The following is a 16,718-nucleotide window of genomic DNA, read 5'->3' as shown; positions in this document are numbered from 1 at the left end:
CATGTAGCCTGCTACCGCCTTGCTCACGTTTGAAGTTGAATACGTTGATACTCTTCCTTCCCGGCCTTCTTTTCCCGTAATGACCTCAATAGCTGAATCGCACGCCGGATTCTGTTTTCCTGCTCTTTCGTCACATTCAGCTGATGAAGCGGCTGCCGCGCGTCCCGTAACACGTAGAGCGACACAGCTACGTCCTTCATTCCTGTTTGCTGTTCATAGGCTATTTTGTACAATGTAAGCTGGTCACGATAAACAGTAAGCAGCTCACCGCCTGAGGACTGAATACGATTCGTCTTGAAATCGATGATTTCATGCCGGCCTTCACGTTCGACGATTTTATCGATCTCGCCAATCACTTCAACGCCTTCCATTTCCGTCGCAAACCGCCATTCATTCGCAACCGGGCTGCCGAGCTGCCGCCGTTGCTCCTCGCTGTAATTCATCAGCAATCTTTTCATCGCCGCCATATAGGCCCGTTCATCATCGACCTCTTCGCCCGCCAGAGCTTCTTCCATTGCCGCGGCAGGGGAAAAGCCATAGTCCCGTAACTCACAGGCCCGGTGAATAAGCGTCCCCAGCTTTGAAGAGTCAAGTCCTGTTGCTTTACTGCGCTCCTCCTGTTCATCCGCTTCAAACGTCAGCGACTCAGGCAAGCCAACGACAAAGCGGTAAAAATAGTTGAGCGGATCGCGGCAAAAGCTCATAATTTCTGAAACGGTAAGCGTTAAGGATGGCGCGGCTCTTTGAACGAGCTGTGGTGGCGCGTACTGGAGCTCCGCTCGTTCAGGCTCTTTTTCAGGGCGTTCAAACTCCGTCACTCGTTGGATTATCTGCTCCAAATCTGTCGCGGCACAGGCTTCCTCGATCATCGTCATCCATGAATGCGACGTCGTCGCCTCACCCATCATGACGAGATAATCGCGCGCTCTTGTCATCGCCACATACAATAAGCGCTTCGTTTCTTCCTTTGCTTCCAACGCGGCCCGTTCTTTTACGAGTGGAAAGCCCGGTGACTGATAACAGATCGGCTTTTCATCTAACTGATCGGCTTCCTTTTCGAGATTGAGCACAATTCCAAGCTCCGGATCGAACCGAATGCGCCCTTTATCCGTCTGTGTCGTCCGTTCCAGCTGCGGGAGAAACACAATCGGGAACTCCAGCCCTTTTGAAGCATGGACGGTCATAATCTGCACGACATTTCCTTCAACCTGTTCTACCTCTGCTTCTCCTTCTTTCTCGCTTAAAACGATCACTTCCTCCAGTTCGGCCAGCATCGTCTCCAAATCAAGCGCGCGCCTTTCCGCCAAAAGTCCGATCAGCTTTTCGACATTTCTCACCTTCTGCAGCCCTTGCTTTTGAAGCAGGAGCATGGCTTTCAGCCCAGTCTGCTGAAACAGTTCGGTCAGGACGGTCGCAGGAGAGTGCTGAACAGCGAGCGGGACCCAACGTTTCAGCCACTCTCTCAGCTGTGCAAAGCTCGCGCTCACCCGCTCAGAAAGGTCGGCATGAAAGGGATGCGTCTCATCATAGACAAGCTCAAATAGCGCCTCAGTGTCCTGCAACCCCCGCTTGACTTCAAACAATTCAGCAAGCGTCAAGCCACAAAGCGGACCCCGGAGCAGGGCCAGCAAATGAACCTCTTCAAACGGCCGGTTCAACCAGCGAAGCAGCGTGATGAAATCAATGATCTCCTGCCGTTCAAAAAAGCCAATTCCGCCGCTGACGACATAAGGGATGCCGTGGTCATGTAAAGCGCGCTCCAATGCTAACAGCTGGGTCCGCGCAGGAATGAGAACAGCGACGTCGGCCCAGGTCGGCCGCACCCATTCATCCCCTTTTTGCACGAGCGGTTCCCCCGTGCGGATCATCGAAGCTAGGCGTCCTGCTAAAAGTGAAAAAGCGTCCTCCTCACGCTCGTCCTTTTCCGGCAGAGTCGCCAGCTCAACGCAAGGCTTTTCTTCCTCGCGGCGGCGGACCACCCGCAGCGGCGCATACACCGTTTCAAACGGATGGACACGCTTTTCTGTCATTACATGAGAGAACAGCCCGTTAACCGCTTGAATGATCGACGCTTCCGTTCGATAGTTCGTGTTCATTAAAATCGCTTCGGCGCTTTCCTCCGTGCCGGCAAAGGCTTCTTTTTCATTCATCAATATTACATTCGCTCCGCGAAAGCGGTAAATCGACTGCTTCTGATCGCCAACGATAAACTGATAAGCTGGATTGATTTGCTCAAGCATCGCCAGCTGCAGCTGATTCGTATCCTGAAATTCATCGATCATCATATGACGAAATTGCTTCTGGCAAGCGCTGCGAATCGCAGGGTGGCGCAGCAAAGCGACTGCTTTTTGCTGCAAATCATTAAAATCAAGCAAGCCCGCTCTTTCCTTTTCCCAGGCGTAACGAGCAGCGAATTGCTGCAGCAGTCCGACGACCGCCTCCATGCAAGTGACGGTTTCCTGTTCGTAGCGCGCTCCTATGCCGATGCTTTTCCAGCTCTCTTTCAAAGGCTTCCAATGTTCAGCGCAGAGCTGATAAAGCGCCGGCGCCTTCTCCAGCCAGCGTTTATCAATTTTCGGCGGCATGATCGCCTCCAGCTTGGCAAAGTAGGCGTGCGCCTCCCCCTCCTTCGGCGGCATGATCGTCGCAAAAGCCGCCGCTATCCGTTCGACATGGGCCTGCTGGGCTTTCGTCAGCTCCACCGGATCAGGAAAAGACCGAATACAGGCAAGAGCCTGTTCATGAAAGGCTGAGACGAGGCGGTGCTGCTCAAGCAGCAGCTGTTCTTCCTGCAGCTTCAACATACTCGCCGGATCAAGCGTCTCAATCGCCCGTTCATCGACGACCAATTCACGAATCGTGTCATGCAGCTGTTCGATCGTTTCGATCAGCTGCGTCTTGCTCATCAGCTCAAGCAACGGGGCAGCCTGCTGAAAACAGATCGGTTCCTCCAGCATCTCCTTCGCGATCGCTCTCTTCTTTCTTCGGGCTTCAACTTCATCAAGGACCCGCGTTGCCGGAATCAGCTTGGCCGTCATCGCGTACTGGCTGAGCAAGCGTTGACAGAAGCTGTGAAAAGTCGAAATATACGCCCGCTCCAGCGCTTCTTTTTGCTCCTGCCAAAAGCGGCGGGCCTCCTCTGACTCCGCCCCGGCTTCCTTCTCCAGCAGCCGCTGGCGAATCCGGTCCTTCATTTCTCGGGCCGCCTTATCCGTAAATGTAATCGCGACAATTTCCTCCACTCCGGCGCCGGCCGGATCATCCGGATCGAGCAGCCGCCGTTCGCAAAGACCGACAAACCGCTCCGTCAAAATCCGCGTCTTCCCCGATCCGGCGCCGGCCGACACTAAAATGAAAGGCTTCGTGCTGGAAATCGCCTGCCGTTGTTCTTCGTTAAATTGCATCTTTCGTCTGCTCCCCTTCTTCATGCTTTGACCGCATGGTCTGCTTTTTGCTCTTCTGTCACACGGCACACCGCTCTGTAGGGACAACTGGCGGCGCACTCCTGCGGCTCGACGGGAAATTCACTGTGCATCCCCGACCACAGCGCTTCAACACGTTCCTTTAGGTTATAGGCATCAAGATATTGACCTGTGCCAAAGCTTTCCTCACGATTTTTGCAAAAAGATGATACCGAATACGGGGAGTGTTTTCCGATCAGCTCTTTGCGCCAAATTCCATTGCCAGCCCGTTTTGCCGGCTCGCGCAATGAAATATAGCTTGCGCCGTCAGCCCGGAGCTGTCGCTTTGTCTGTCTTTCAAGCTGTTCCCGGAGACCGAACGCGTATAAAGGCAGCTGGAGCTTAAGGCCGGAGCGGACTTCCTCGGCGGAGACGCTCGCTTTCCCGGTCTTGTAATCGTAAATCACTATCGCTTCCCCACTCTTGTCAACCCGGTCGACTTTTCCGGTCAGAATCAATTCCGTGCCGCCTTTCACAGAAAACGGCATCCGAACCGAAGTCTCCATCGCCTCAATCGCCATCTCTCCAAGCGCTTCGTTATCCCAAAAATGCTTCCGCTCAGCCTGCCACCATCTGTCCAGCCGCTTTTTCCACTGCTGCTTTGTCTGCTCAAGATCAAGGCGTGAAAGACCTCGGTTTTGCTCCTCAACAGCAACCCATTTCTGCTCAAACCGTTCCTGAAGCAGCTCCGGTACGCGCTCCAGCTGCTCAGCTCCTGCTTTCGCAAATGGAAGACGAATCAGCTGAAGCTCGGTATAAATCTCCTCGATCAGCTCATGGACAAGCTGTCCGATGGCGAGTGGAGACACTTGCTCCTCCGCCGCTTCAGCCTCCTTTACTTGAAATAGCCGTTCCAGCGCATAGCGGAAAGGACAGCGGGCATAGCTTTCTAGTGCGGTGACGGCGACTGTCGCAGACTTCTTCTCAAGCCGAAGCGGTTCTCGGCCGTCGGCGAGGCGCTCCAGTCTTGTCGCGATCTCCCGCAATGGCTGAGGCTCATCTTCCATCCTGTAGCCCTGACCAAGATGAAAAGCCAGCTTTTCATGATGATCCCGCTCTGTGTAGCTGTTCTTTCCTTTCATCCGTGCTTCCCATGACCATTCCCGCTCCGCCCTGCGAACGTCCTCCAGCAAGGGCGATGGCAGCTGCGGATGAAGCGGATCAACCCCTTTCACATAGGTAAAGGTAATCGATTCACAGATGCTATCGAGCTGCTGCAAATAAGCAAGCTGCTTTTGACGCAGCTGTTTTTGCGTCGGCGCGCTAAAACGGATCGCACTTTCATGAAGGTCCCGCTCCTGAACATAGCCGCTTAATTGCGACAATTGTGGAAAAGCTCCTTCATTCATGCCAACGACATAGAGCTTTTTTCCGCGGAACAAACCGACATCGCGCCACGTATGAATCGCTACTCCATTTTCTGCGCGGCGCTTGTCGGTTACTTGCAGCCGTTCACCAAGCTCCTTCAGCCAATTGGCAAAAAGATCAAGCGACAGCGTCAGCTCTCCGGCAAGCCCCCGCTCCTCAAGCAGCTCTGCTGTCATTTCCAGCCGCTTGCAAAGAAGCTCCCATGCGCGGTATTCACGGGCAACCGCCTGCAATGTCTCCAGATCGTCGTCCGCCTTTAGCTGCGCTCTCCAGCTCGAAACAACGGGCAGCTCACGTAACCAGACGAGCATCTGTCCGACATAGCGGCTAAACAGATCCTTCTTTTTCCATTTCAACCTGGTAATCGCATGAAAGAGCTGCTCGTCCTCCTCCTTGATCCACTCACCTGTTTGCAAAAAGCATTGTTTCTGCTTTGCATACTCAAGGCCGGAGCGCTGATAAAGCGCAAGAATATGCTCGACAAGCGGCAGCTGCTCCCATCTCGAACGAACAGAGCGCGGCTGACGGAGGCACGCCAATAAGAAAGCATGTAGCGCCGTCGCTGTCAACGGACGCTTTTTAGCCGTCTGAAGCGGAAGCCCGTACTCAGCGGCAAGCCGCTCCAATTCCTCTCTCCCACGCTTTTCGTCGACGAGCAGCACGGCAACATCATCTAGGGAAGGCGCCGCGAGAATTTCTTCGATGACACCGCGCCATTGTTCTTCCGCCGTTGTCGCCGCCACAAGCTCTTTTTCAACAGTGACCTGAACTGAAACAGGCTCCTGACGCTGATCTGAAAAGCCGAGCGACACAAGCTCATCAGCCGTATGGCCGACAATCTGATAAGGCTGATCAGCAGGCAGATAAATTTCGATCGGCACATCGGCTTTTTGTAATGCTTCAAGCAACAACGTTTGGAGCGGGCTAAAATCAACGTAACCGTCAATGATGATCAAGGAGATGTCCAGCCTCGTGCTCCGTTGTTCTAACAGCTGAATCGCCCGTAAAATAATATTTTCCGGATCGAGCAGCTTCCGTTCCTTTACTACCTTTTGTTCGTATTCCGTGAAAAGGCTCCGAAGAGGCTCCAAGGCCGCTGGCAATTGCTCAGCCGTTAACCCGAGCCGCTTTACTTGTCCGTATGTATCCGCATAGCCAAGCGCCCTGCCACTGTCAGCTTCGCCCTCAAAGGTCTGTTCTTCCCGGAGAAACTGTTCAAAAAACAACGATCTTTCCTGCTCCGTTAACGGATAGTAGACTTCCTCCGCCTGCATGAGCAAATAGCGGGCAATGTCATCAAAGGTGATCACCGCCAAACCGGGCTGCTGCTTTCGAGCCGTCTTAAGCCACATCGCCGAAGGCAGGACATAAAAAGCGGGACAATTCTTTTGCTTTTGGACCGAAAAAGCATACTCAAGACGCTTTTTAGCAGCCACTTCCTTACTAGATGTACTACGGACGTATTGCTCGCTCATTTAACCCCCTCCTTCCTCTCGCAATAAGGGCATTGTTTTTTTCTAGTTTACCATTTCGCCACGTTGATCGCTCTATCATTTCTATAGAGGCAGGGTCAAAAGGTTGTTTTTTTACCTTTTGATCCTGCCCTTAAGCAATGAGCGGAACCGCTACGATCTTTTAAGCCATTGCCAATCGGTCAAAAAACTAGTTTTGTCTCAAACCGGCGAAAGCGCCAGCAAAAAAAAGCTGCTTCAAAACGCCTCAGCTCAGGCACCTTGAAACAGCTTTTACGTTTAAAATGAAATGACTTCAAATCCAAGCAAAATGACGAGCACTAACGAAATCAACAGAATGGCCCAATACAAGCCGCCTTTTTCCATCGTTCCTTTTTGCGTGCGGACCAGAATCATTTCCATCGCGTAAATCATTACGATCGCAATAATCCCTTTGATGATAAAAGCAGCCGGAAATTGATACGCCATTAACAGACCGACGCCTGAAACAATCTGAATGATGTAAAACAACCGCAGGATCATATGGACAATCTTTCCGCCTTTGCGAATCCCGCCCTTTACCAAGAAATAACTGACGAAAAACAGCAGGACTAGGATCGCCCAGGAACCGATATGCGATTGATAAAAAATATTAATAAGTTGCTGTGACACAGACTACTTCCTCCTTACCAACAATTGTTATCTTTATTCTAAATGAGTGAACGGCAAATGTACAATCGGAACAAAAAGATTATCCGAGAAATTTAGCGATCCTTCACAGATTGTTTACATTCTCTTAACGTTTGTCTGCTATCGTGTAACTAGACCTATTCCATTTGGCATACATGATCGATACTGTGATAAAGGGGTTCTGCTGTTCATGAAAAAATTGTATGTGTCATTGCTGCAAAAATTCAGCCTCCGGGCGAGACTGCTTGCGATTTTCGTCTCTCTTTTATTCCTCTCTGTGACTACAACCGGTGTAAGCGCTTATTTACAGGCGAAAGATGTTACGATGAATTCAATTGAAAACCGGCTGATGCGCGAAACGGAACTGATGGGCTATATCGCCACAAACCTCCAGTTTCTTTATGTCAGCGACCAGGATTACTTTATGCAGCAGCTTGAAACAAACATCCGACAGCAGCGGACCAAGCTGGAGGAAGACGGCATAACCGCTTATTTTTTAGCGATTTCAGACCATACGGCAACTCCTTTCCTCGCTCAGGATTTTCCTGATATTGTGTTACCCGAGCCGTTTATCGACAAAATAGAAGAGATGGGAAATGGCTCGTTTCATGAATTTTTAAACGGGGTGGAGTATACGGTTTCCTTTCAGGAAATGGATGAAATTGAAGGGATTTATGCGTTGCTTGTCCCGACAGATTCCTATATGGGACCGATTCAGCAGATGGCGAATATGACGTATTCCATTATCGGCGCCAGCATTATCATCGCGACGATCTTTCTGATGTTATTTGTCAAAAGCTTAACAAAACCGCTAATGGTCATGCGTAATGCAATGAAAGAAGTACGTAACGGCAACTTTCAGCAGCAAATGGAGCTGAAAACAACCTTGCCGGAATTTATCTCCTTACATAAAAGCTATGATGCGATGATCAGTCAAATCAGCAGCCTGCTGCAGGACATTAAGGAAATGACGAAGGAGCTTGATACACAGGGGCAGGAATTATCGAATTCCTCCGAGGAGGCGCTGACTACGAGCGAGCAATTGATTGAAACCATTAATATCGTGAAAGAAGGCGCCGAACAGACCGCTTCCAGCTCAGAGCTGAGCGTGATCAGCTTTAAAACAGTGAAAGAAAAAATCGAAACAATGATCGGCAATATGGACAAGGTCTACATGAGCTCGGCAGAAATGAACGACTCGGCGAAGCTTGGTGAAGGCCATATGACCCAGTTGATTGAAACGAATCATACATTTGAAATAGACTTCACTCATTTAACGAATACGATTAAGCAAGTTAAAACCTACTCCGCCTCCATCGGCAATCTCGTCGGACTAATCCAGGGAATTTCCGAGCAAACGAAACTGCTCGCCTTAAATGCGACAATCGAGGCGGCCCGCGCCGGCGAATCAGGGAAAGGCTTTGCCGTCGTCGCCAATGAAGTCCGCAAATTGGCCGAGCAGTCCACTCAGGCGACGGAGGAGATTACATCGTCGATTGCCAAGATGGAGGATGTTACCTTTGAAGCGACAGAAGAGTTTGAGCAAATGCTGGCAAAAACAAAGACCAATCTTGAAATCGCCAACCATTCAAAGACGGCGTTTGATGAACTGATGCAGGAGATTTCCAAGGTCAGTCAAAGGCTGCAGGACATGCAGTCCGAGCTGAAAACAGTAGAAACATTACTGCCTGAGCTTGAGCAATCATCGCTCAGCTTCTCCTCCGTCTCTCAGGAAACGTCAGCCAGCGCCGAAGAAATGATTACGACAAGTCAGTATCAAATGGACCACATGAAGCAAACGCACGAAATCGGCTCAAAGCTTTCCCATCTGTCGCAATCATTAAAAGCATTGACCCAACAGCTGCAGGCTTAAAAATAGAGGCTGGAGAAAAGGTTGTTTTTTTACCTTTTGCCCAGCCTCGCGCTTTTCAAGCTGCCTGCTTCTTTATTTTTTACTGCGCTTCCTTTTCCATAGGAAACCGATCACAACGAGTACACCCATCCCGCCAATTGCGCCGGCCCACCAATTTACCGGAGAGCTCTGTTCGATCACCAGTTCAACATCATGCAAAGGCTGTGTTCCTTCACCGAGCTGCCGCAAATCTTCTTCCGCCGCATCGAGGTGAGCCGTCCGGCTGCATATAATCGCTTCAAGCGGCGAAATGTCCGCATGCCACGATGACTGGTTCGCATACACAAGATACTCCTCGCCTACGACAAAGTCAATCCCGCAATCTCCACCACCTAATCCTGTGGCAATGATGATCTCCGTCTGATCGACGCCTTTCCAAGCCCGGTCAACCGAAAAGTGGACAGCTTTCGCCAGGTAACCATCGGCTCCCTTCTGCTCCTTCACGTCAAGCACCTTTCCGCTAAAAACAGCCTCGGCCCGCTCCAGCGCTTCCTCCACTCCAGCATTCTCTAAGCACGAACAAGCGCTTGCCGACAACGGAAATAAACTGCAAAGCAGCAAAATGAGCAGCCCGTACAAGCTGACCTTTTTCATAAAAAATTCCTCCCCAGCTTTTTTTATGAAACGCCTCGATCGCGGAATTGGTTACAGCAGAAAGACGAGCGAAGGCTTCCCTCCCTACAAATCCGTTGTGTTTCGTTGAGTCCTAAAGACCGTGGACATTAGGTAAGAGAAGCTTCCTTTTGTCCAAAGCCACTGAAAAACTTCCTTTTTCGTAACTCGAAAAAGCTACTGAAAAAGTGAAAATCGTACTTTTTCAGTAGCTTCCTTTTGTCTATGGACTTTAATTCAAATCGAAATGTTTGCCGTTTACTTCATAGACGACCCATTCAGACAGGTTCGTCGCGTAATCGGCGATTCGTTCAATATAGCGGCCGACGAAGGCGAGCTGCGTCACCTGGTCGATTTCCACGTCACTGTTATCAAGCTGAAACAGCTCGCGAATGATTTTTCCATATAAATCATCAACCCTGTCATCCTGCATCGCGACTTTTTGCGCCAACAGCATATCCGATGCTTCATACGCCTTTAACGCATCATGCATCATGGCCTCGGCGATGGAAAACATCGTCTCGAGCTTTTCCTTAAACGAAACGAGTCCCTGTTCCTTCATCCGCTGTGACTGCTTGGCGATGTCGACAACTAAATCCGCGACTCTTTCTAAATCACTTGATACTTTCAAGGCGACGATCAGCTTGCGTAGATCAGTCGCCACCGGCTGTTGCTTGGAAATCAGCAACGTCACTTTGTCGTGCATGCCGATTTCCAATTGATTAATAAGATGATCATGTTCAATAATCTGATCCATAGTCGCATAATTCATCTCCGCAAACGCCTGCCGCATCCTATGGATTTGCTTTTCTACCTGACTGCCCATTGTGAGCAGCTCCTGCTTGACATATTCAAGCTGTGAATGAAATGTTCGCATGAAGGTTCACACTTTCTTATCCGAAACGGCCTGTAATGTAATCTTCCGTTCTTTTATCAGCCGGGTTGGAAAAAATAATATCCGTTTCATCAAATTCCACGACTTCCCCGTTCAGGAAAAATGCCGTTTTATCAGAAATACGGGCTGCCTGCTGCATGTTGTGAGTCACGATGATGATCGAGTAATCCTGTTTCAGCTCTTGAATAAGCTCCTCTACTTTTAACGTAGATTTTGGATCAAGCGCCGAGGTTGGTTCATCCATTAAAATAACATCCGGCTCTATCGCCAGGCAGCGGGCAATACATAGGCGCTGCTGCTGTCCGCCGGAAAGACCGTAGGCATTCTCATTCAATCTGTCCTTGACTTCATCCCAGATCGCCGCGCCGCGTAAGCTTCGCTCGACGATCTGATCTAAAATTTTCTTATTGCGAATCCCGTGGATTCTTGGTCCGTACGCGACATTATCATAAATTGATTTTGGAAAAGGATTCGGTTTTTGAAAAACCATCCCGACCCGCGTTCTCAAATCTTCGACCTTAAACGATTTATCAAGAATATTTCTGCCGCGGTAGCGAATATCGCCGGAGATTTTCACGCTTGGCACGAGCTGAACCATCCGGTTCAATGTTTTGATATACGTTGATTTCCCGCAGCCGGACGGTCCGATAATCGCCGTTACTTCCTTCTCACAAATCGAAAGATTAATATTTTTCAACGCCAAATCCTTGCCGTACCACAAATTTAAATTTTCTGTATCGTAGACGACATTTGATTGTTGCACCTTTTGCTCGACCTGCTCATTTCCTTTTTGAAATTCAATTTCTTTTTTTTCCTTTACAGATACCATCCCCATGTTTTTTTACCCCCTGTTATTAATAGCGTCTTTGAAACTTATTGCGAATAATAATCGCAGCCGAGTTAAGAAGAAAGAGCACCAACAGCAAGACAACAATCGTTGCAGCCGCTAAATTGGCATACTCCGCCACTAAAGCCGAATCGATCGTCCAATAATAAATTTGTACCGGCAATACGGTAAAGCGGTCCATTAAGCTGCCCGGAAACGGAATGAGCAAAGCCGGAATACCAATAACAATTAATGGCGCCGTTTCCCCAATTGCCCGCGATAGCGAAAGGATCGCCCCTGTTAAAATCCCCGGCAATGCGGCAGGTAAAATAATGTTTTTAATCGTCTGCCACTTCGTCGCGCCCATCCCGAAGGATGCTTCACTTAAATGGTTCGGCACGGCACGGATCGCTTCCTGGCTTGCGACGACGACAATCGGCAGAACGAGCAGGGACATCGTCAGCCCACCGGCCAAAATAACCCCGCCTAAATCCATCAATCTTACAAAAACGGTTAAACCAAGAATCCCGAATACAATCGAAGGAACACCGGCAAGGTTGGAAATATTCGTTTGCAAGAAAGAATGCAGCCGGCCTTTTTTCGCATACGCTTCTAAATAAATCGCTGTTCCGACGCCGAGCAGCATCGTCACCGGGGCAACGACGAGCATCAGCCAGACTGTTCCGAGGATCGCGCCCATAATACCGGCCTTATTCGGATCAGTCGACAGGCGCCCGGTCAGAAAGCCGCTGTTAATCCAGGACAGCCCATCCGCCGCGACACGATAAATCAAAATAGCGAGAACGATGAGACCGAAAACCGTCGCCAATAAAAATACCGATTTTGCCGCTGTATTGATGACAAGACGTGTATTCATTCGTTGCTGAACTTGTTCAAGATTAATATATTTCATCTTAATATTCCTCCCTGAAGCGGCGGGAGATATACCTTGCAAGCAAATTCATTAAAAAGGTGAAGACAAAGAGCGTCATCGCCACCGCATATAAGCTGTAATATATCGTAGAGCCGGCCGGAGCATCGCCGCCGGTTACTTCAACAATGTACGCAGTCATCGTCTGCATAGATTGAGTAATGTCAAACGTAAAATTCTTCGAGCTTCCACTCGCAATTGTCACGATCATCGTTTCTCCAATTGCCCGTGAAATCCCAAGAACAAATGAAGCAATAATTCCGGATATCGCTGCCGGAATAACTACTTTTCCAGTTACCTCAAGCTTTGTCGCTCCAAGTGCTAAAGCTCCCTCGCGCATCGCATTCGGTACAGAGCTCATTGCATCCTCGGATAAAGACGCAACCATCGGAATAATCATAATCCCCATCACAATCCCGGGACTTAAAATGTTCGTCGGTTCAAGACCGGGAATAATCGCCCGCAAAATAGGGGTGACAAACGTAAAGGCAAAGAATCCGTATACGATTGTCGGAATTCCCGCTAATACTTCCAATAAAGGCTTAAATGTTCTTCTTACTTTTTCAGACGCATACTCACTCAAATAAATAGCTGTCATTAATCCAACCGGAATCGCGATACACATCGCAATCACCGAGGAAATCATCGTTCCCATAATCAAAGGCAAAACGCCAAATTCAGGATTTTGGCTTAACGGTCTTAAAACAGTTCCAGTGAAAAATTCAACAAGTGACACTCTGCGGAAAAACTCGAACGTCTCTGTGAGAAGGGTGAACAAAATGCCGATTGTCGTTAAGACAGAGATGGTGGCAATTAAAAGCAGCAGCTTCGGCATAAGTTTTTCCATCAGTTGGCTTATACTTCTTGCCTGCTTCTTTTCCTCGATCAATTCCCTCACATTAACAGCGTTCCCCTTTTTCATACCGCTGCTTGCTTCCATTGTTAAGAGCACCCTTTCTGGTGTTACACCCGCTACTTTTACATGTAATAAGATGAGAACCTGCTAACAGCTCTCATCCTATTACGGTTATCTCGTTTATTTATTGATTACAGGCCAGCAAGGAAATCTGCATATTCCTGAAGTTCAGCCTCAGGAAGTGGAGCAAATCCTGTCGGACCAGCAAATTCATTTACGTTTTCAATTACGAATTTTGCATAGTCTAAAACTTGCGGCTTTTCTCGTGCCATATCAACATTCAAGTACGTGAATACAGGACGTGTGAATTGAGCATAGTCGCCATCTTCAGCGATTGTGTCAAGTGATGGTTCTACAGGACCTTCACCAAAGTCAACGCTCACTGCTTGTAAGGAATCCTGGTTATTCACATAGTATCCGAAGCCGAAGAACGCGATAGCGTTACGATCCTCAGAAACAAGGTTTACGAGAGTTGAATATTCTTGTTGGAGATTAACGCCTTCTACTAAATCAGCTTCTTCAAGAACATTTTCATAGAAGAACTCATATGTTCCGTGGTTTTCGTTTGGTCCCATTGGGTTAATGTCCTCATCCGGGAAGCTTGGATCAAGATCTGACCACTTTGTTACGCCGCCATCTGCTTTGAAAATGCTGATCAATTGCTCGTCTGTTAATTCAGTTGCCCAGTCATTTTCTGGATTAATAACGAATGTTAACCCGTCAAGTGCCACCTTGAATTCTTTCACTTCAAAGCCAACCGCTTCTGCCTCTGCCAACTCTTCATCTTTAATTTCACGAGAGGCATCGTTGAAATCAGTTCCATTTTCAACCAGGAATCTACCGAAACCAGCGCTTGTACCAGCACGGCTTACTTCAACAGATACATTTGGCTGTTCATTTGTCATATATTCTTCAGCAAGTGCAGCCATTAATGGATAAACAGTACCTGAACCGTCGATTACTACACTACCTTCTAATTCAGCTGTTTCTTCTCCCGCTGCATCTTCTTCAGTACCTTCGTCACCAGTAGCAGGCTCAGTTGCTTCTTCAGAACCAGGATCTTCTCCCTGTGCTGGTTCCTCCGAACCGCCTCCACATGCTGCGACAATCACCATTAGTGCCGCCATGACTAGGAACAATAATAATTTTTTTGAATTCAATGAATTGTCCTCCCTTTTCTATCGATAAAATGGTTGTCGAGAAGCTTTTCCCTCTCACAATTGCTAGTATAGTAGCCCAATATTAAGAACGTTTAATCGTCATGTAAAGGTTTTGTAAACGCCTGTCAAATGAACGCGGTTTCTGTCGTTCTAATGAATTTGCCCTCTCCTTGCCTAAAGCAAAATAAAAAGAACCACATCTCTAAAAGATGCAGTCCTTCTCGCTCATATAATTGGCATTACTTCACAACTAACACGGGCAGGTTGGCTCTTTTCACCACTTTATGACTGACGCTTCCAAGAACCATCGTTTGCAGCCGGTTTAAACCGCGGCTGCCGACTACAAGGCAGTCATACTTTCCTTCATTGGCAAATTTAACGATCGCCGGTCCCGGCACTCCATGGATGAACCGTGTTTCATAGGTGACACCGGCTTTCTCTATCAACTCCATAACCGGGGCAAGCTTATCTTTCCGTTTCTTTTCCACCTCATACTTGCTGTTCGCAGCTAAAACATCCGTTTTTGCTGTCGTGCCATCCACGACATAAACAATCATAATCGTTGCTGAAAAAGTTTGCGCTAAATTAGCCGCATATTCAGCAGCACGGCAAGAATGATCCGAGCCATCAGCCGGAACTAAAATCCGCTTGAACATACGCATGATCCCTCCCCTTCTTTCCATCGTAAAGATCCGGTAAAGAATTGTAAAGAAAAACCAGGCTCTCCACAAATGTTTTGTGCGGATAGCCTGGTTCAGCCTAGTGTCCGGAAGCCTTCGACAGACCCCCAATCCGTTTTTTCAGTTGTTCGCTCTCTGCATTTAAGCCGACAAATTCGACACGGATACCCTCCTGGGCGTATTTTTCTTCAATTTTATCCAAAGCGCCGATTGCCGAGTCATCCCATAAATGAGCATCACTCAAATCAATTTCAACAAGCTTGACCGCGACTTTATAGTCAAACTGATTGACAAAATCGGTGACAGAAGCAAAGAAAATCTGTCCGCTTACTTTATAAACCTGTTTATCTAATTGATGGATATACGTCTGCTCAAGTTCGACTTTTGAAATTTTCGCAGCAAAGAATACCATACTGAGCAATACACCGGCAAAGACCCCGATCGCCAAATTATGCGTAATTACTACGGTCACGACCGTAACGACCATGACAAAGGCGTCCGTGCGCGGCAGTTTATGAAGGTGACGGACCGAGCTCCAATCGAAAGTACTTAAGGAAACCATGAACATCACTCCGACTAAGGCCGCCATCGGAATTTGCACGACCAGTCCGCCGAGAACAATAATCAAAAACATCAGAAATACGCCGGCGACAAGAGCTGACAGTCTGCCGCGCCCGCCTGATTTAACATTGATCACGGATTGACCAATCATCGCACAACCGGCCATCCCGCCAAAGAACCCCGTCACAATATTGGCGATTCCCTGCCCGCGGCTTTCTTTATTTTTATCACTTTCCGTTCCGGTCATATCGTCGACGATATTGGCCGTCAACAGTGATTCAAGCAGACCGACGACCGCCAGCGCCAGGGAATAAGGAAAAATAATCGCCAACGTTTCAAAAGTCAGCGGAATCGCAGGTATTAAAAAGAACGGTAATTCCTGGGTCAACGCCCCCATATCGCCGACAGTGCGAAGATCCAAGTCCATGAAGATCACAAAGGCGGTAATCGCGATAATGGCCGCCAGCGCGGACGGAATCGCCTTCGTAATTCGGGGCAGCCCGTAAATAATGACGAGAGTGGCGATGACAAGGGCATACATGACCCAGTTCGCTCCCTCAAATTGCTCGAGCTGCGCCATAAAAATCAGGATCGCCAGCGCATTGACAAAGCCGACCATCACCGAGCGCGGGACAAATTTCATCACTCGGGCAAGCTTACAGACGCCGAAGATGATTTGCAGCACCCCGGTTAAAATGGTTGCCGCCAAAAGATACTGCAGCCCGTGATCAGCGACGAGGGTAACCATGACGAGCGCCATCGCTCCCGTGGCTGCGGAAATCATGCCTGGACGCCCGCCAACAAAGGCAATCACCACAGCAATGCAAAAGGAGGCATACAACCCGACCATCGGATCAACACCAGCGATAATCGAGAAGGCAATCGCTTCAGGGATTAAGGCAAGAGCGACGACAATTCCGGCCAAAACATCGCCCTTCACATTGCCAAACCACTCTTCTTTCATAGATTGAACGGTCAATTAAGCACCTCTTTCCTATTCAGTTTTTTAATCGACTTTTGACTCTCACAAAAGTCGGGGTCCGTTATGAACAAAAGGTATTTTATCATTATTGAGACTAAAATCAAATCGCGATGTAAGCGTTTATCATCCTGTTTATCCACTTGAATTCTTTTGTTTTCAAATGATTTCTTCCTATCCTTCCTTTCTCATTCTTCGTTCCACTTTCAGGGCTGGAAAAGTCTTCACAAAGAGAGCTTGAGATAACAAAGAGAGTAGGGGCCGGGATAAGGTAAA

12 protein-coding genes are annotated in these 16,718 nt (G+C 48.5%); 1 reads left to right on the top strand and 11 read right to left on the bottom strand.

Annotation, left to right across the window (positions count from 1 at the left end):
• Positions 1-23 precede the first annotated feature (23 nt).
• The 3 genes from M3202_RS13685 to M3202_RS13675 all read right to left on the bottom strand — a co-directional run bounded on the left by M3202_RS13685 (position 24) and on the right by M3202_RS13675 (position 6,952).
• A complete protein-coding gene (locus M3202_RS13685) occupies positions 24-3,404 on the bottom strand; it encodes a UvrD-helicase domain-containing protein (protein ID WP_251223894.1) in 3,381 nt (1,126 codons plus the stop codon).
• A gap of 20 nt (positions 3,405-3,424) precedes the next feature.
• A complete protein-coding gene (locus tag M3202_RS13680; protein ID WP_251223893.1) occupies positions 3,425-6,304 on the bottom strand; it encodes a PD-(D/E)XK nuclease family protein in 2,880 nt (959 codons plus the stop codon).
• Between the two features lie 276 nt (positions 6,305-6,580).
• Positions 6,581-6,952 carry a DUF1516 family protein gene (locus M3202_RS13675; protein ID WP_251223892.1) on the bottom strand — a complete coding sequence of 124 codons (372 nt, stop codon included), beginning with the start codon at positions 6,950-6,952 and terminating at the stop codon, positions 6,581-6,583.
• A 208-nt stretch (positions 6,953-7,160) separates the two neighbouring features.
• On the opposite strand from M3202_RS13675, the gene M3202_RS13670 reads away from it, so the two are divergent.
• Positions 7,161-8,843: a methyl-accepting chemotaxis protein gene (locus tag M3202_RS13670; RefSeq protein WP_251223891.1), complete on the top strand. Its 1,683-nt coding sequence runs from the start codon at positions 7,161-7,163 to the stop codon at positions 8,841-8,843.
• A 72-nt stretch (positions 8,844-8,915) separates the two neighbouring features.
• Here M3202_RS13670 and M3202_RS13665 read toward each other — a convergent pair whose 3' ends face one another.
• From M3202_RS13665 to M3202_RS13630, 8 genes are all read right to left on the bottom strand, one after another.
• Complete coding sequence (locus M3202_RS13665; protein ID WP_251223890.1) at positions 8,916-9,476, bottom strand: hypothetical protein; 561 nt, start codon at positions 9,474-9,476, stop codon at positions 8,916-8,918.
• A 250-nt stretch (positions 9,477-9,726) separates the two neighbouring features.
• Complete coding sequence (gene phoU, locus M3202_RS13660) at positions 9,727-10,371, bottom strand: phosphate signaling complex protein PhoU (RefSeq protein WP_251223889.1); 645 nt, start codon at positions 10,369-10,371, stop codon at positions 9,727-9,729.
• 16 nt (positions 10,372-10,387) lie between these two features.
• Positions 10,388-11,224, bottom strand: a complete 837-nt coding sequence (gene pstB / locus M3202_RS13655) for a phosphate ABC transporter ATP-binding protein PstB (RefSeq protein ID WP_251223888.1) — start codon at positions 11,222-11,224, stop codon at positions 10,388-10,390.
• A 19-nt stretch (positions 11,225-11,243) separates the two neighbouring features.
• The gene (gene pstA, locus M3202_RS13650) at positions 11,244-12,128 is read right to left on the bottom strand and encodes a phosphate ABC transporter permease PstA (protein ID WP_251223887.1); all 885 of its coding nucleotides are present in this window, start codon (positions 12,126-12,128) and stop codon (positions 11,244-11,246) included.
• 1 nt (position 12,129) lies between these two features.
• A complete protein-coding gene (gene pstC, locus M3202_RS13645; RefSeq protein WP_251223886.1) occupies positions 12,130-13,086 on the bottom strand; it encodes a phosphate ABC transporter permease subunit PstC in 957 nt (318 codons plus the stop codon).
• 107 nt (positions 13,087-13,193) lie between these two features.
• Positions 13,194-14,222: a PstS family phosphate ABC transporter substrate-binding protein gene (locus M3202_RS13640; protein ID WP_251223885.1), complete on the bottom strand. Its 1,029-nt coding sequence runs from the start codon at positions 14,220-14,222 to the stop codon at positions 13,194-13,196.
• Positions 14,223-14,461: 239 nt separating this feature from the next.
• Positions 14,462-14,884 (bottom strand): universal stress protein, encoded by a 423-nt coding sequence (locus M3202_RS13635; protein ID WP_349775620.1) that lies wholly within the window; start codon positions 14,882-14,884, stop codon positions 14,462-14,464.
• 97 nt (positions 14,885-14,981) lie between these two features.
• The gene (locus M3202_RS13630) at positions 14,982-16,427 is read right to left on the bottom strand and encodes a SulP family inorganic anion transporter (RefSeq protein ID WP_390188857.1); all 1,446 of its coding nucleotides are present in this window, start codon (positions 16,425-16,427) and stop codon (positions 14,982-14,984) included.
• Between the last annotated feature and the right edge of the window lie 291 nt (positions 16,428-16,718).

The sequence above is a fragment of the Halalkalibacter oceani genome, from assembly GCF_023715605.1.
Taxonomy (GTDB): Bacteria; Bacillota; Bacilli; order Bacillales; family Bacillaceae_D; genus Halalkalibacter; species Halalkalibacter oceani.
The sequence above is the reverse complement of the archived record's forward strand: the minus strand, read 5'-3'. Positions and strand labels throughout refer to the sequence as shown.

Bases quoted from the DNA above. Each gene is read 5' to 3' on its own strand.
- M3202_RS13685 (WP_251223894.1), bottom strand. From the start codon at position 3,404: ATGCAATTTAACGAAGAACAACGGCAGGCGATTTCCAGCACGAAGCCT.
- M3202_RS13680 (WP_251223893.1), bottom strand. From the start codon at position 6,304: ATGAGCGAGCAATACGTCCGTAGTACATCTAGTAAGGAAGTGGCTGCT.
- M3202_RS13670 (WP_251223891.1), top strand. From the start codon at position 7,161: ATGAAAAAATTGTATGTGTCATTGCTGCAAAAATTCAGCCTCCGGGCG.
- M3202_RS13665 (WP_251223890.1), bottom strand. From the start codon at position 9,476: ATGAAAAAGGTCAGCTTGTACGGGCTGCTCATTTTGCTGCTTTGCAGT.
- phoU (WP_251223889.1), bottom strand. From the start codon at position 10,371: ATGCGAACATTTCATTCACAGCTTGAATATGTCAAGCAGGAGCTGCTC.
- pstB (WP_251223888.1), bottom strand. From the start codon at position 11,224: ATGGGGATGGTATCTGTAAAGGAAAAAAAAGAAATTGAATTTCAAAAA.
- pstA (WP_251223887.1), bottom strand. From the start codon at position 12,128: ATGAAATATATTAATCTTGAACAAGTTCAGCAACGAATGAATACACGT.
- pstC (WP_251223886.1), bottom strand. From the start codon at position 13,086: ATGGAAGCAAGCAGCGGTATGAAAAAGGGGAACGCTGTTAATGTGAGG.
- M3202_RS13635 (WP_349775620.1), bottom strand. From the start codon at position 14,884: ATGCGTATGTTCAAGCGGATTTTAGTTCCGGCTGATGGCTCGGATCAT.
- M3202_RS13630 (WP_390188857.1), bottom strand. From the start codon at position 16,427: ATGAAAGAAGAGTGGTTTGGCAATGTGAAGGGCGATGTTTTGGCCGGA.